Annotated in this window: 12 protein-coding genes and 1 pseudogene; 8 read left to right on the top strand and 5 right to left on the bottom strand. The window is 55.4% G+C overall.

Annotated features, from left to right (window positions below; all coding sequences use genetic code 11):
• The first annotated feature begins 292 nt into the window (after positions 1-292).
• Together E6N53_RS16895 and E6N53_RS16890 are read left to right on the top strand one after the other, a co-directional pair.
• Entirely contained in the window at positions 293-1,654 is a 1,362-nt protein-coding gene (locus E6N53_RS16895; RefSeq protein ID WP_161596584.1) for an outer membrane protein assembly factor BamB family protein, read from the top strand.
• Positions 1,655-1,821: 167 nt separating this feature from the next.
• Positions 1,822-3,138 carry a hypothetical protein gene (locus tag E6N53_RS16890; protein WP_142860677.1) on the top strand — a complete coding sequence of 439 codons (1,317 nt, stop codon included), beginning with the start codon at positions 1,822-1,824 and terminating at the stop codon, positions 3,136-3,138.
• 113 nt (positions 3,139-3,251) lie between these two features.
• Here the strand turns inward: E6N53_RS16890 and E6N53_RS16885 are convergent, their stop codons facing one another.
• From E6N53_RS16885 to E6N53_RS21310, 3 genes and pseudogenes are all read right to left on the bottom strand, one after another.
• Complete coding sequence (locus E6N53_RS16885; protein ID WP_142860676.1) at positions 3,252-6,344, bottom strand: UvrD-helicase domain-containing protein; 3,093 nt, start codon at positions 6,342-6,344, stop codon at positions 3,252-3,254.
• A 30-nt stretch (positions 6,345-6,374) separates the two neighbouring features.
• Complete coding sequence (locus tag E6N53_RS21680; RefSeq protein ID WP_142860675.1) at positions 6,375-7,124, bottom strand: metallophosphoesterase family protein; 750 nt, start codon at positions 7,122-7,124, stop codon at positions 6,375-6,377.
• A gap of 319 nt (positions 7,125-7,443) precedes the next feature.
• Positions 7,444-7,945 (bottom strand): annotated as a pseudogene (locus tag E6N53_RS21310) (hypothetical protein); the annotation flags it as partial.
• Between the two features lie 488 nt (positions 7,946-8,433).
• Between E6N53_RS21310 and E6N53_RS16875 the strand changes: the two are divergent.
• Positions 8,434-9,387 carry a PD-(D/E)XK nuclease family protein gene (locus E6N53_RS16875; RefSeq protein ID WP_142860674.1) on the top strand — a complete coding sequence of 318 codons (954 nt, stop codon included), beginning with the start codon at positions 8,434-8,436 and terminating at the stop codon, positions 9,385-9,387.
• Positions 9,388-9,394: 7 nt separating this feature from the next.
• Here the strand turns inward: E6N53_RS16875 and E6N53_RS16870 are convergent, their stop codons facing one another.
• Positions 9,395-9,661: a hypothetical protein gene (locus E6N53_RS16870; protein ID WP_142860673.1), complete on the bottom strand. Its 267-nt coding sequence runs from the start codon at positions 9,659-9,661 to the stop codon at positions 9,395-9,397.
• Positions 9,662-9,760: 99 nt separating this feature from the next.
• On the opposite strand from E6N53_RS16870, the gene E6N53_RS16865 reads away from it, so the two are divergent.
• Positions 9,761-10,672 (top strand): endonuclease/exonuclease/phosphatase family protein, encoded by a 912-nt coding sequence (locus E6N53_RS16865; protein WP_142860672.1) that lies wholly within the window; start codon positions 9,761-9,763, stop codon positions 10,670-10,672.
• A 150-nt stretch (positions 10,673-10,822) separates the two neighbouring features.
• Here E6N53_RS16865 and E6N53_RS16860 read toward each other — a convergent pair whose 3' ends face one another.
• Positions 10,823-11,263 (bottom strand): hypothetical protein, encoded by a 441-nt coding sequence (locus tag E6N53_RS16860; RefSeq protein ID WP_142860671.1) that lies wholly within the window; start codon positions 11,261-11,263, stop codon positions 10,823-10,825.
• Between the two features lie 493 nt (positions 11,264-11,756).
• Between E6N53_RS16860 and E6N53_RS16855 the strand changes: the two genes are divergently transcribed.
• The 4 genes from E6N53_RS16855 (at position 11,757) to E6N53_RS16840 (ending at position 15,060) form a co-directional block, all read left to right on the top strand.
• Positions 11,757-12,203 (top strand): hypothetical protein, encoded by a 447-nt coding sequence (locus E6N53_RS16855; protein ID WP_142860670.1) that lies wholly within the window; start codon positions 11,757-11,759, stop codon positions 12,201-12,203.
• A gap of 66 nt (positions 12,204-12,269) precedes the next feature.
• A complete protein-coding gene (locus E6N53_RS16850) occupies positions 12,270-13,721 on the top strand; it encodes a hypothetical protein (RefSeq protein WP_142860669.1) in 1,452 nt (483 codons plus the stop codon).
• A 65-nt stretch (positions 13,722-13,786) separates the two neighbouring features.
• Positions 13,787-14,476: a hypothetical protein gene (locus E6N53_RS16845; protein WP_142860668.1), complete on the top strand. Its 690-nt coding sequence runs from the start codon at positions 13,787-13,789 to the stop codon at positions 14,474-14,476.
• Positions 14,473-15,060 (top strand): hypothetical protein, encoded by a 588-nt coding sequence (locus E6N53_RS16840; protein WP_142860667.1) that lies wholly within the window; start codon positions 14,473-14,475, stop codon positions 15,058-15,060. The genes E6N53_RS16845 and E6N53_RS16840 overlap by 4 nt, the downstream gene beginning before the upstream one ends.
• Positions 15,061-15,067: the final 7 nt, after the last annotated feature.

Genomic DNA, 15,067 nt, shown 5'->3' with positions numbered 1-15,067 from the left:
CGTCAGAGTCGACCATACTGGGATAGATATTGTCGACCTGAAGAACCTATCTCCCTCATTATCTCGTTCGATTTTCAATGTGTGGGTAACGGTCCGCCAGTGGTCTGGACGCACTCGGAGTGATGATGTCGAGACAAAACTGCCGTTCACGTATCAGTGGAGCATGTTCGACAATTTGAGACGAGGGTACTGTCGTCCACGGTCATCTCAGAAGGGGACGGAGGTATGTTTAGATATCAATTCAGATTCTCAGACGCACAAGATTATACATGAAATTCCGTCTGCACGAACTATGGAACGATTGCTCCAGCTACACGTATTAACACCGGAAGATGACGAGTACCGGTGGGATCGCATCTGTGAGATACTGACTGCGGAAGGATTTCCGATCGTTGATGATGGCGACTTGCTGTTCAGTGATTCGGAGGTAGAGTTCGCGACCACGTTATTCGAGGCCCGAGCAGATAATCTCGAGCAAGTCGGGCGTGTGCGGAGCGAACTCGCCGAGCTGTACGACGATGGAGACGTATTCAGACACGAGCGTCCGTTGAATATGGAACACGGCCGGTCAGTGAAAAATCCGAGCGCCCACATCATCCTCCAGGTGGTCAATATCGGGATCGATCAGCCACGGATTTCCTGGCGTCAGTCGTTCGATCTACTTGACAATATGCCACGAACAGACGAGGGATATCTCTACCATGCAACATCAAGATCCGTCTTTGCGGTAGACGTGGCGTCTGGAGACTTGATATGGGAGCGTGAATGTGAGCGAATCACCAGTGTGCCTGAAGTGGCTAACGGAATTGTAGTCGTGAAAGGCTCGTTCTCGGTCCGAGCGTACGAGGCGGTGAGTGGAGAGTTACTCTGGGACTTCACGACGGGCGAGGACCCCGATAAAGATTTGATCGATGCTCGAGTCGAGATCGGCCCGGAATCAGTCTACATCGGCACACGTGGTGGATCAGTACTTGCTCTTTCGAGAACAGACGGGTCCTGCACGGTTCACAGCAGGTTTGAGAGTGCTGTCGTTCAGGTAGCCTACACCGATCACGGCCTCCTTGTCGGGACGGCGGATGGCTCCGTGTACGCGGTCGAACCTGCTGGCACACCGAGATGGGCACAAGACCGGAGCTTTGGATTCGGTCCAGTACGCGAGGACGTGATGTACGTAACCGCCGGCCATCGAGTCGAGGCCATCTCGCTGTCTGATGGGTCTCGCGAGTGGCAGACTGAATTCACGGTAACGAAGGAGGTCCGAAAGCAAGGGACTGAGACGGACGAGACCACACGAAAACAGTATAAAGCACCGGTCAATGGCCCGATCTGTGTCACAGTCGGCCGACTCCTCGTCCCGACGTTGAATGGGGTGTTCTGTCTCACCCGGGACACGGGTGCCATCGAATGGCGATTCGACCCGACAGAGAACAAACCCCTCCATCGATTCCGTTCTGCTCATCTCATTGGAGAGCGCACCACAGTCGCCCTAGATAGTGATGGGACGATCTACTGCGTAGATATCGAAACTGGCGAGCAGTTCGCGACGTACATACTTGGTGGCGAGCCACACCCGATCGTTCCACTCGGGGAGAGTGCAATCGCCACAGTAAGCGACGAGCTGCTCCGATTAGACGATTTCCCAACTGTTCAGTGACCACTTAGGGGTCGAACAGGATTCTCACGTGCTCGCGGGACCATCGTGCTTCGTCCGACTCGAAAACCGTGACCGTAAGCCGTGAAGGCCCACGTCCAGGCAATCGCGTGAGTCGGACGCGGTAGTGTGAGATACTCTTCATAGACCGCAGTCGACGAAAATTGTTCATGCTGACATCTGAGAGGAAAGGAATTTACTCCTCTCAGCACGCCTCCTCAATATCTGATGCTATGACCACTCTCATCGAGCCCCGTGTTCTGTTGGCGGCGAAGGAGTTCTTGCTCCCAGGGGAGAACACGCCAGGATATGCGGTCGTCGACTCGCAATTCGGCGTCGAGAACTGGGGCTCGACACCGGTTCCGAGAGCCGTTCGGAGGAGTCTCCGGCCGATCAACACGCTTCAGTTGCGCGGTGGTCTGCCTGATGCGCTCATCGCCCCGCCAACGCCTGAAGCGTATCGAGGCCACGCCACCGATGGTGAGAGGTCGCTCCCCGTTGCTGTCGTCGAGGCAAAAGGAGTGACCGCCTCAGGTCATGGACACGACCGAAACGCAACCAGGGTTGCAATCACCCAGGCTCACAGCCACCTCGGAGAAACGAATGTGGGGTATGCCGCTGTCCCACGGGTATTGATTCGAGACGAAGACCGGTCGTTGGCACGAGAGCTGAACATCGGCCTTCTCTCGGTCGAGGAGGGTACCGTCGAACTGATCGAATCTCCCAGACTGGTCGGTACCGATGAGACACCGGCGGTCAGGACCATCAGGTTTCACGGGGCGGTCGGCGGAGCACCTGTCGAGAACTTCACAAAAAACCACCCAAAGAACGCGCTTGGATACGCGATAGCAGTAGCTCACGAGAACGATACCGACTCCGTGTTCAAGCGATACGTCATCCGATCCGTTGGCGATGCGTGTCGAGACGCCACAGCACTCGGATTGGTAACCAGCGGGGTCGACGGTACTGTGCTGACGCCAACCGGTCGTGAAGCCGTCCGCACAATCGCATACCACCACGGTAGTCTCGATTCGGCACTAAAGGCGATCGATGCACAGACGCGATCTCGCACTCGGCTTATCGACGCCCTTCCGGTGATGGGTACAGTGGCTCGGCAGGCTATCCTCGGGTATCCTCCGACGCACGTGTTGATCGACACGTTGCGAGCATTGGCCGATGAGGGAACCGATCAGCCCTCGCTCTCGACAGTCGCACGGGCGATCGCGAGGGATCGACCGGATTTCGCGCTTGACCTCTTCGTGAGTCCGGTTGCACACTCTCGCGAACGTGTCCTCACAGGAAACGATGATCAACCACTTGATCTGGAGGCTTTCGAGAGTGGAGCGGTCTACTCGACGCACACTACCTTCCAGTACAAGGCGATCTTGTATCATTGCGGACTACTCACCGAGCGTGGCCATGATAAAAAATCTACCCTGGACCCCACGACAGACGTGTGGGCACTTGAGACGCCATTGAACAGCTGAGCTCAATGCTGTATTGTCTTTGCGTCGTTCTGTGCTCGAGGAACTCCTCGGTACTGTGAGAGAACCAGTCCTGCAGACCTCTGGTGTGGGTCGCTACACGGAGAGGGCTGAACTCAGGGAGCACGCATCGGGTACTGCGCATCGACGGTGGGACAGTCCCACCGAAGGTCGCAGGCCGAACACGTCTCTTCGGACGGGGCCTCGCTCGGCGGTCGCCACTCCTGTGTGTCCCGACTCTGTTCGATATCGCCGACGGTCGCTCTGAACGTCTCCAGAGCGCGGTCGATTTGCGTCCTGTCGAATTCGATTTCGACCTGTGCCTGCTCGGGGTCTGACTCGCCCATGAAGTACAGAACTGCGCGGGACGGGAGCACGCCGTTTTTTTGCTCGTAGAGTCCGGCATAGACCTGCATCTGGTAGCGGTAGTTCTCGATGTCGATGTTACCGTCTGTAGGCAGTTGTGCCGCCTTGTAGTCCCATATCTCCCACTCGTCCGGGTCGTCGGTTTCCAGCGACCCCTCGTCCCGCACGAGGACGTCGACAGTCCCCTCGATGACGAAGCTCTCCTGTTGTGACTGGAGTCGGTGTTCGGTGTCTTTGACTCGTGGATACAGTTCATCAGCCATCTGTTCGTTGAAACGTTTGATGTATGCGAGTGCCCGGTCTTTGGCATCACCACTCATCGGTTTCGTTCCATGAGCGATGAGGGCGTTACTCACCTGAGTGAAATATCGCTCGATATCCGCCTCGTTCGGAATCCCTTCAGGTACGTCATCTAATTGCCCACGATACTGCTGGTGCATCCGGTCGAGGGTTTCGTGAACAACTGTCCCGAAGTACAGTTGTGCAGCCTGGGCGGGTGAGAATCCATAGTCAGAGAAGTGACCATACTGACGTGCACATCGACGGTACGAGAGGATGTCACCGGTGACACTGTACCGCCGTCTAACGCCGTCGTTCGGCTCGTACTCTCTGTCGATGGCCTCGAATCGGGCGAAGTCGGTCCGGTCACTGAGTACCCGACCTCGGGCTGCCAGTGAGTCTGGCGTCACTGCTCGTCCACCGGTGTCGTTCCCCAGCGCGACCTGCTTTGTGCCAGATTTTGTCCCGGCGAGAACCAGCGCGTCCTGTGCCCGCGAGTACTGGACGAAGAATCGCCTGATAGTATCGCCTGCTGCACGCACTTCGGCACTACTCCCGTCAGTGTTCAGGTCCGAATACGGCGCGAGGACGTCTTCCATGAAGTGGGTCCCGTCGGGGCCGTCACTCTTGTCGACGTCACCAGCGATGACGAACGGGAATTCGAGCCCCTTCGCCTGGTGGACGGTCATCACCTGGACGTATCCCGCCGGAATCTGGTCGTAGGGGTCCTCCGGTTCGTCGAACCCCGAGTTCGCGACGTACTGGATGAAGTTGTAGTAGAACCCCATCAGCCATCCATGTGAGATGTGCCCTTCGTAGTGACCCGACGTCCGGAGCTTTCCGCTGTAGACGTTCGTGTACGCTTCGAGGAGGTTCGTCAGCGTCGCAAGGCGTTTCGCTCGGTTCGGTTCGGTTTCACGCCACGAACTGAACGGTTCGTGAGAGACGAGTCGGTAAAAGACGTCCATCACCGACTCGAGCCACTCCTCAGTGTCGCGGTTATCGAGATTCGCATGCGCATTCTTCACGTACTCATCGAGTCCGTCCCCCCGGGTTTCAGTCCGAAGCGCCTCGAATTCGGCGATCCATTCGTGTGCCGTCTCCTGGAAGTTCCCCCGTATTCTGTCGCTTTCGAGTAGCGCGAGCTCACGGTCTAATACCGTAATGAGGCCGCCCAAGGCTAATCGAACCTCCTCTTGATCCATGAGTGCCTTGTTTCGTGGGTTGTACACGTTGATCCCTCGATTTTGGAGTTCCTCGACGAATGGACCGGCGTTCTGCGGAGACTCACGTGAACTCCGGACGAGCAATGCGATCTGGCTGGGGTCGTCCAGAACGCCTTCCTCGAGAACGTATTCGATGAGTTCGGCGGTGAGTTCAGCCGTCTCACGCCTGCTCTCTCCGAAAATAGCATTGACTGCGGGGTATTCGGCTTCAATGCCGGCAGCCGGTTCCAACTGCTCTTTGTTCGGCGCCCGCAGATCCGAACTGAGCTCACGATGATTGTGGATGTATCGGTTGATCCACTGGACGATTTCGCCGTGTGAGCGGAAGTTCTCCGTCAGTTGCGCCGTGTTCGGAGACACGCCGAGTTCGTCTTCACACTTCGCTCCGAATCGAACCATACACTCGACGGTGCCGCCCCGGAACCGGTAGAGCGCTTGATCGTCATCACCGACGACCGTCAGGTTCTGACTGCACCGCTTTGCGAGCTCGAAGTAGATCCGTTCTTGAAGCGGATTAGTGTCTTGGTACTCGTCGACGAGGACGTACTCGAGCGGAGGTTTCTCCACCTCTGGGTCACCCTCGAACAACCGGTCGCTCGATGTCGACTCGATGAAGTCCAAGAAATGCTCCTGTAACGCGGCGAAATCACACCGCTGTTGGTCGGGGTCGCCGAGCAGTTCCTCGTACGCCACCAGATGGGCACCCAAGTCACGTAACACCGATTCATCGCTGTTGGCGAGCGCGTCCGGATCAGTCCGATACTGACGGGACTTGTTGAGCAACTGTATCGCTAGACGAGTCGCCTCCCAGGTGTTGGGTGGGTACGTCCGTTTCCACGGTAACCGAAGCGACTCGAAGAACTGGTGTGCCCCACTGTCGGCATCCTTGAGCCACGACAGAAGGTCGCCAGCATGCCGCCTCACAAAGAACTCTTGGTCGTGCTGATCCAGCAACTGGAGATCGAGGTACTGTGGGTAGCGGTACTCGTCCATGAGGGCGTCGCAGAGGCTATGAAGCGTGCCGCTCCGGAGGTTCGTCACATCGATTTCGTCATCGTATCCAAACGCCTGAACCGCAACTGCAATGCGATCTTCGAGTTCTTCGGCCCCCTTCTCCGTGAAAGTCGTGAGCATGATCGACTCGGGATCAACGCCATCGACGACGAGCAGTCGGAGGGTCCTGATGATGAGCGCCTCTGTCTTACCGCTTCCCGGGCCTGCAAGGACCCACAGTGGCCCTTTCTCGTGGTGGAGGATATCGGATTTTCCGCCCTCGATCTCCCACCCGTTCAGTTCGTCCCATTTCCGTTCAAACTCCTGGAGAGATATCGTGTTCATGGATTTCACCGTGTCTCTTTGTAGAACGCCTCAGTTCGCTGGTTCGGATATCCGCTGGTAGTGTATCTGTCCGTCCACAAACTGTAATTCGCCGCGACTCGGTCCGAACGAATCCCTGGATTTTCCGATCCGGGTCGTCGCACCACAACTCAGGACGCGAGTGGTATGACCGTCGATTTCGATCATGTCATCGATGAGTCGGTGCATATGCCCGACGAGTACCACGTCCGGTGGGCGCCGGAGATTCTGACTGAGTCGCTGAAGCAGTTCGTGGACTGAAAGTGCACGTGTATGCGTAACGTACGGTCGGAGGGACTGATGCAGACAGAGGACACTCGTGGGGGCATCGGACGGCTGCAGTCTCGGTACTGACTCGCTCCACCACTCTTTGTCGTGGTAATCGATCCCGTAGACGGCGACCGACCCGATCTCGGTGGGCACGTGTTGGAGGCGCGTAAGCAACCCTGCTCGCTCAAAGCGCCTCAGTACTATCGAACTCTCCTGTCGTGCGTGGTTTCCGCGAATGTACAGCACTGGCACGTCCGTCTGTGCGAACCGCTCGAGGACCTCTCGGACGAGTGATCGGTTCTGTGGTGTGACGCCACTGCTGTCTTCGTGAAAGACGTCTCCAGTGTGTATCACCGCAGCCGGCGCGGGATCGCACAGGGGGCGAACGACTCTGACCAGGTCTTCTTCTGGGTGGAGTGCCCAGCGCTTCCGGCCGTATCCACCCGTTCGTTTGCCGATGTGGCTATCGCTTACCCATCCGAGCGTCGTCATATTTACTGGGCCCGCTGCTTGAACTCGCTTGTAGTGGTTCGCTCCTCGGTATCCTAACCGATTCCAGTCGTGAGCGCCGTCTCGTTTTCCACTCACGTGACCTGCGACGGAGGCCGGTGGTCCGCGATAGGAGCACCCAGCCACCGGGCATGACGTAGTGCTTCCGACGTTTGTCACTCCTCGGAGGTATTCTTCTCTGCATCTTAATCATTGTGCCAGAGTATCAAATACTATAATAGGCTACTGGTCGCGGATCCGTTCTTTCTGTCCTGATGGTCGCTCTCTCACATCCGATTTCAGTCAGGGGTAGTTCGGGTTCCGAGGCACCTAATCGAAAGAAGGGAGTCAGATAGCCGTAGCCATCGACGAGAAAATCGGTGTCTGAGAGATCGTGTTCCGTGATGAGTTGTTGGAGAAACTTAGTTGCTAGATCGGTGCCTCGACGTTCGAAGAGGCTGACGACAAAGAGTAACTTCGAGTCAAATCTATTGCAGCAGACAACCACGACCACTTGCCATCGATTCTGACAGCGCTCTCGCTGACTGTGACCCGCGTCGACTGGACCGTCACCAGAACGCGTTGCGTTCTGGTTGGCTCACGAGAGTTTCGCTCTCGAGAACGACGACAGGTCTGAAACGCTGTCAGCCAGCCGATCTACCCACGGTTAGATCGCTTATGAGACCGTTCCACGCTGAGAGAACGCGAGTCGCGTCTGTTTCACTGAGTGAACAACCAGTTGCGTGGAGACGGACGGCGAACGACCTGCTGTTCAATCCACAGGCTATAGTTGAGACGGTCAAGCGGACGACGCATCGAGTCACAAATCACGGCTGACCGTCCGCCAGAGTTTGGAGGCAACTCGCACTGGCACAATTCGAGCCTGTACTCGAGGGGGTCCGTGAGGCAACGACGTCGTTTTGAGGTAGACGCTTCGCGAACGACTCAAACAGACCGATGCGGAGTAGGGTTTCACTGCACCCTCCTCGACTCCGAACGTTGTCCGAAGACTTTCAGAACTCGTGTGAATTGGCTGCTGAGAGGAATGCTACGGGTCCAAATCCCGTCGGACACGGTGCTGACCAATCGCAAGATTGTGGCTGAATTGGCTCAACATGTTACTTATGGTTCGTCATGCAGCATGACGGACTCTGAAGAGACGAAGAATTGTGGTGAGCAAAATCAGTGCTGGGCAGTAAAAAGTTCAACAGATGAACCTGGAACTGAAACTCAAAATTTTCGGTACAGATAGTGTATCGAAACTGAGAGACAGGGGATAAGCTACATCACCCGAAGCGTAGCAGTCCAAGGAATGAGTGTATCGAATGGAATCGAATTAGCGTACATTGTAGAAAGGGATGTGGACTTAGTGTTCGTGCAGTTAGTGCAGTCATCATCTGATTTCCGGCAGTGGTTCCTCGAAGCAATTGGTGAGAGAGAGTTAGAGTTCAGTTTCACAGGCGTCTGTCACTCGGTCATGACCGAGAACGGAGAATCCGATATTGAGATTGGATTCACGTCGAGGACTGGGGAACGCATTCGAGTATTGGTGGAAAACAAAATCAATGCCGCAAAACAGGACCGCCAGTTCGCCCGATACTTCGAGCGCGGAGAACATTATATTTCAAAAGATTCCTGTGACAGGGTTACCGTCTGTCTCATCGCTCCAGAAGGCTACGCAAGTGCTTCAGCTCGAGCGGCTGTTGATGAAGTCGTGACCTACGAAGAGATGTTGGGTCAAATGCAATCGATAGACCACCCGAGTAGTGAGTTCTTTGAGTGCGTGTTTGAAGAAGCACTTCGGAAACCAACTGCAACAGACCACTCGGAGTTGACTGGCGAAATCAGGAGACAGTTTGCCTCACAAGATGACCATCTACCGGAACTGTCTATCTCGAAGGTCACACCGACGCAAGTCACCGTGGAGTCGACAAATCCAGATCACCCATCAACAGTCTCGTACAAGGTATACGTTCCAGGAAAGTACGACGGGCGAACCGCAATCGTCCGAATCGAGATCGACAGTAGTGTACCAGAAGCAGAGAAGGAAGCGATACAGACTCTTCTGTCCGATCACGTCGAAGAACTAGACGAGTTCGAGGCGACAGGCAACATCATGGATGCAGTTCGAACGAGCGTTGAGGTCGAAGAGGGTCACAACATCGACGAGAAGTACGTTAGCGAAGTAGTCACCAATCTGTGTACGCTCATCAAGCACTACCACTCCAAGTTATCTGTTGGCGTGGAATCGAATCAAAAGTTCTAGCCGTTGGTTACTCAATGATCAGATGAGATGTGTCGGTACGCTGAATACCAATCCACGTATTCCATCCTGCTTTCAACCCGTATCCTCTGGAGAAACTCTCGATATCGTCCGCGAGTTTACTGAGGTCATCCCAGTGCAGTTCGCTTAGTTCATCCGTCGTTCTGGCCTGTTCGATTTTATCCAAAACTCGCTCCAGTGCTTTTGCATCCGGTGAAAACCGAGCTTCTAATTCGGACTGAATCTGGTTACGATATTCGTCGTCAGAGCCGGGCATGAGAGAACCAGTTGAACCGAGAGTACACAAATTTTGCCTTAGACCAGAGCGATTGTCCCCGGAACAGATAATCAAGGTGAGTGAGAATGTCGATGAGAAATGAAGCTACTTTCTTGGAACGTTCAGGGGGCGTTCCCTCCCTACACACCCATCGACCGTATCCAAAGCCAGGTCCAACATATTCGAGAGGCAGCTGAGTGCCCCGACATCATCGCGTTAAACGAGGTCAGCAGACACAGACGTGATGTGTGGAGAGATGAACTGGTCAGTATCGGATACGACCAGATCGTCCACACGCTCGACTGGGCTGAGGAGTTAGGAGAGTCCGACATCCCCCCGCATCAAGACTACAACCATGTGAACGGGAATCTGACTGCAATTCACGAAGATGCAGCCGTACGTAACCTCACCCGATTGCAGCCGAGTATCCGATATGGACCGTGGGACGGAGCGGATCTGAAAGACTGGGACACGAATCTCCCAGAGAAAATTCTCCACGCAGAAATGGAGCTGGGTGACCAGACACTCGAACTCTGGAACATCCGCGCGGTTCCAGGGAGCATGCATGGAGAGGAGAAAGTGAAGATTCTGGAGAACACGTTCAACAGAATCATGAAAGGAAGTCAGACTCCGTGTATACTAACTGGCGACTTCAACTCACCAGATAGAGAGTTGGCGGATGGAACCACCATCCCCTGGCGTCACAACAAGGAAGGAGATGTCGCCAAGCGGTGGGTTGAAGCAGAACTCAACGTCCTCTGTGGGTTAGAAGAAAACGGTATGGTTGACGTCTTTCGGCATTGTCACGGATACGGTGACTTGGATATGCTGGATGTGAGTCACGCCACACAGACGGACGACCCGTTAGCAGTCCCCCCAGAGGAAGTGAAAGGGAAACGGTTCGATCATATCATCGCCTCGGACGAACTGAATCCAGTCGATTGTTATTACGATCAAGAAGGGTTCAGCTGCAGTGACCACGCACCAATCATTGCGGAGTTCGGATTGTAGCTGGACAGCTGGGTCGGCATCCGCTGAACCAACTGTTGAGGAATACACCAGGTTGTTAGCGGTTACACGGTACGGACGTCTCCGAGACGAAGGACGTAGAGTTTAGTTGAAACAGCGGACCTCGACAGCTCTCTGTGACCCTTGACTCAGTTATTCGTCGTTCTGTTCGTTCTTCTCAGATACCTGTTTGTACGCGTAGAACTGGAGAATATCTCCATGGTCGAACCCCAGTGCGGCGACTTCAGCCTCGGGGACTTCGACTGTTCGGTCCTCACCGAGTCGAGCTTTAAACACAGCCGTCGCATCGGGCGATGCATTGAATGCGTTCGCGGACTCCTGAGACGCGACTCTTGGCGATCGCTGCACGTTTGCACTCTCAATCACGCGGTTGATGACCTTCCCTGCATACTTCCCCGGATACCATCCTTGTGAGTCGTTTTTTGTGCGTTCCTCCATCCCCGCCTGTTGCAACGCCAACTGTACGACAGTATCTAATGCCTCTTGAAAACTACCTGCAGTCTCGCCCTGTGTCTCGCGGTGGATTCGTCTAATCTCCTCGGCAAGACTCTCGTCAATACTTGGTCGTGGCATGCGCCGGTGTGAAGTCTCTGGGAGTATAGCCGTTCCGAATATCCAGTACAATCGTCCCCACGTACTGCCAGACGAACGAATTCTAATCCCGAACTCCAGCAGTTAATGTCGTATCTTTGAATTATGCCAAAATCCGAAGGGTTTATTTCTGGCCTCTTTGTACATCAAGTGCATCCATCAGGACATCTGCACGAACTCTAGTGCGCGAGCGGTAACCCCCAGTGATCCTAGCACCGGTCGAAAGACCGTAGGCCGAGCGAGCGATTCGCTATCGGGGTAATGGGGCAGGTGGGAACGCCATATCGGCACCAACTGCATACCGTATTGCTCAGTAAACCGGAACTCCCGTCAAGAGTCAATCGACTGAGGCTCAGATCTCGGATAGTTCGATTCAGCGGGAATTTCACACAACTTAGTCTGGTGGATTGCGGTGTTGTACAACCCTTATGAATACCCCCGCCTACGCGGCGACCCTCCCAACCCAAATCAACCAATGAAAGAACACCTCTCCACCGGCAAGACCCTCGCAGTGAATGTCCACCGAAAGGGAAGATCCGGCGACTACATCGCGTATCCGGAAGGCTACACACCGCAGACCTACCCGAAAGAGGACGGCATTCACCTCGATAACGGGACCATCGGTGATACCGTATGGGTCACAGTTCTCAGCAGGCAGCAGGGGTTTATCGAAGCTGAACCGGTTGAAGCCGAAGCACCAACTGAACCGGCCACACCAGACCCCCCAGTTACTCCTGAACGTCTAGCTACTCCTGATTCGTCCACAACACCGGGAACGCTCGACGCGATTTGGGAGGACTGCGGTGGAACTCACATCCAGACACTCACCCAGACGCCGCAATCATCGAGATTCGCAGACGACGGTGACCCGCTCGAAAGGCATCGAAAGTTCATGAGTAAGCAGAACGGACGACACCGATAATCATCGCGCAATACGTGACTCGATATCCGGTGTCTCGACCACCGATCGCGGATTCATCCAACCTGAATGAAACACACAGACAACCACGACGGTAGCGTACCGCTTACGAACCTTTTTGCGTCGCTTCCACTGTTCAGTGACCTTCCTGTAATCGGGTGCGAGCGCAGTGGCACCATCGCAGAAACCGCTGATATCCCCGACGAAACCTTCGAGTGGCCCGACGCAGCGACACACATCGGAATCTTCAGAAGCTACCTCTCTTCTGGTGCGACTCGACGCTCTGACCTTCGAATCGATACCACACTCACAACTCCTGCGGGCGACGTCGTTGCCGGAGACGCGCTAATCGACGCGTTGTACCACCAGGAAGTCGACGAACGAACAGGCGGTCCCCAACGGAAGGTCATCAAAGAGCCACCACTCGAGATCACGGAGATGAGTCTTCCGCCCAGTTCCAAGAGTGCAGACGTCTCCATCGTGGAACGGACTGATGAGTTCGTCCACGCACGAGGGACAACCCAGTTTCTCGAGCGTGACGTCCGAATTCTGAGGAGTCCCATCGGTGTCCTCTCAGTGGACACGAAGTTGCGACTCGACGATGAAACGAAGCCTTCAGCTGAATACGGGCGGAATCTCACCGATAAGCGAGCCGAACCACTCGATTCATCGACCATCGACACAGCCGAGGTTGGGCGTACCGTTGCCGAGCGGCTGAGCTCAACGTTCCACGGTCGGACTCCCATCAACGTCGTCTTTGATCGTGGTGGAGACGGCAGTGGACAGCATTCCAGGAGGAACAGTCGGACACGAACGTTCGCAGACTTGGAGGTGTCTGACTCCGACGTCTCACAGACCCCGTTTAGCGTCGAGACGACGGTGGTAACAGTGCGAGGGACGAGCGGGTTACAGCCTCCAGCCGACGGTGCAGACGACCTACCGTCTCACGTCGCACTCGTCGAGATTCACCTCATCGGGCCGGAGAACATCGCCGTCGACGCTGCGGCCGAAGCAACGATATGGATACCACTCTGGGATGCCGGACGCTCCAACCACTCACATTCAGCGCTCGCCAAGGCTGTCACACACCATGCGGTCGAACAGTACGAGTGGTCTGCATACCGTGGGGAGACGGATGACCTCCGATGGCACGTCTGGGACCCCGAAGAACACACATACGCTGAGGTACCCGCTCCGACGGGTTGTGCAGACGGCAGTATCGCACGAACACACGAGCGGCCTGACGGAGACCGTCTCGTCTGTCCCATCACAGACACGGACGCGTACGGAATCACGCGCGTTCGTCCATGCGAGATCGGTGTAATCGACGTTTCGTGTCATACACGGCTGTATCGTCCATCTGTCAACCGAGTTCTCGGTCCAGTCCACGACGGTCGTCAGAACCTGTACGCTCCACTCTGGACACACGCCGCATGGTATTCGAGACAGTTGGCGGATGCAATCGCAGAGCGATCTAATGGGTTCGACTCGGAGTCGCTTCGACTCGCTCGGAGGGTATAGACTCGACACATGACACTCACGCTTCACTCGCTGGTTCAGAAGTGCGTCGAACAGTGGTGGTGTCGATGAATCGCCGTGAGTACCTTACCGCAATGGGAGCAACGGCGTTGTCTTCGAGTCTTCCGAGAAGTACGACGTCCTCGGAAGCACCCTCTCCTACAGAGTTCCTCGTATCCTCCACCGAGATTCCTGATGCGTTCACCCGCGTGAGTACACCGAAAGACGTGCCATTCTTCGAACGTCTCCGTTCCGTCGACGCGTCGTTTGCTGACGCAACGTTTGCAGGCCGTGGGTTCTGGGCACGGGGAACCGAGGAGAATCCACTGTGGGTTCTCACGACTCTGGCATATGTTGTCCCTGATGGAGTCCCACTTGAGTCAGTTATCAGAGCTACCACCGACTCCCACCACGAGTTCGTCAACGAATACGACGAGGAAACACCTCCCTCGTGGAGGTTCGAGAATCGGCACGAGCGGCACTCGGGATATCTCGACTGGAACGTCGACATCTGGATCGATGAGATGCTGCTAGAGGGACCACAGAGAGAAGGCGGGCGGCACACGTTCACCGAGACCATGCGACTGCACCTCCGGGGACCAGTGGCACTCTTGACGAACCTGTTCGGTCCAGTCGACCAGTCGTTCCAAGAGTGGCCATACGAGCGGTTCCTCAGCCGTATCACAGAGTACCAACAAGAGAAACTAAACGCTGCCGGCGACGGTTCGACTGATTTGTCACTCGGTGATTTCGAATGACCAACCACTCAGACGACGAGACCGTTTCGCCGACGTACGCACTACGACCGTCCGATATCTGGGACGACTACGAACAGACACTTCCCGGCGATGAGGTCAAGGGAATCTGTTCGACGTACTGGAGTTCTATCGACACCATCTCCGTCCCACCCTCACGATTTGCAGCGGAGTTCGTCAGGTACCACGTCGATTACGACGCGACACGGCCCGGTGCAGTCTTCTCGGGTGTTCTGTGGCCGGTGAATGAAAAATACCGTGAACCAGAGGGGATGGTGTATCAGGAACTCGTCGACGCTGCATACGCTGCTTGTGATAATCCGCCGCTCAGCTATTCAGAGGGAAGGGTGTGGGAAGTCGAAGAACTGTGGTCTGTTGGGTCAGATTCGGCCTCTGTTGCGGTGACGGAGGCTGGGTGTGCTGGGTACTTCGAGAATACCCTCACGATACTGGAGCGACAGGGACCGGTGATGATTCGGACGTCTGTGAAACCACACGGGCTAGAGAGCGGACTGCTGCTTGTGTTCGCTCATGGGTTTCAATCGATTGTTCGCAATCAAGTATGGAGTGGATTTGATGCTTTCTAAAATATAA

This window comes from Salinigranum halophilum (assembly GCF_007004735.1).
Taxonomy (GTDB): domain Archaea; phylum Halobacteriota; class Halobacteria; order Halobacteriales; family Haloferacaceae; genus Salinigranum; species Salinigranum halophilum.
This window is presented reverse-complemented; position numbering and strand designations above follow the sequence as displayed.

Bases quoted from the DNA above. Each gene is read 5' to 3' on its own strand.
- E6N53_RS16840 (WP_142860667.1), top strand. From the start codon at position 14,473: ATGACCAACCACTCAGACGACGAGACCGTTTCGCCGACGTACGCACTA.
- E6N53_RS16895 (WP_161596584.1), top strand. From the start codon at position 293: ATGGAACGATTGCTCCAGCTACACGTATTAACACCGGAAGATGACGAG.
- E6N53_RS16860 (WP_142860671.1), bottom strand. From the start codon at position 11,263: ATGCCACGACCAAGTATTGACGAGAGTCTTGCCGAGGAGATTAGACGA.
- E6N53_RS16845 (WP_142860668.1), top strand. From the start codon at position 13,787: ATGAATCGCCGTGAGTACCTTACCGCAATGGGAGCAACGGCGTTGTCT.
- E6N53_RS16850 (WP_142860669.1), top strand. From the start codon at position 12,270: ATGAAACACACAGACAACCACGACGGTAGCGTACCGCTTACGAACCTT.
- E6N53_RS16890 (WP_142860677.1), top strand. From the start codon at position 1,822: ATGCTGACATCTGAGAGGAAAGGAATTTACTCCTCTCAGCACGCCTCC.
- E6N53_RS16875 (WP_142860674.1), top strand. From the start codon at position 8,434: ATGAGTGTATCGAATGGAATCGAATTAGCGTACATTGTAGAAAGGGAT.
- E6N53_RS16870 (WP_142860673.1), bottom strand. From the start codon at position 9,661: ATGCCCGGCTCTGACGACGAATATCGTAACCAGATTCAGTCCGAATTA.
- E6N53_RS16885 (WP_142860676.1), bottom strand. From the start codon at position 6,344: ATGAACACGATATCTCTCCAGGAGTTTGAACGGAAATGGGACGAACTG.
- E6N53_RS21680 (WP_142860675.1), bottom strand. From the start codon at position 7,124: ATGACGACGCTCGGATGGGTAAGCGATAGCCACATCGGCAAACGAACG.
- E6N53_RS16865 (WP_142860672.1), top strand. From the start codon at position 9,761: ATGAAGCTACTTTCTTGGAACGTTCAGGGGGCGTTCCCTCCCTACACA.
- E6N53_RS16855 (WP_142860670.1), top strand. From the start codon at position 11,757: ATGAAAGAACACCTCTCCACCGGCAAGACCCTCGCAGTGAATGTCCAC.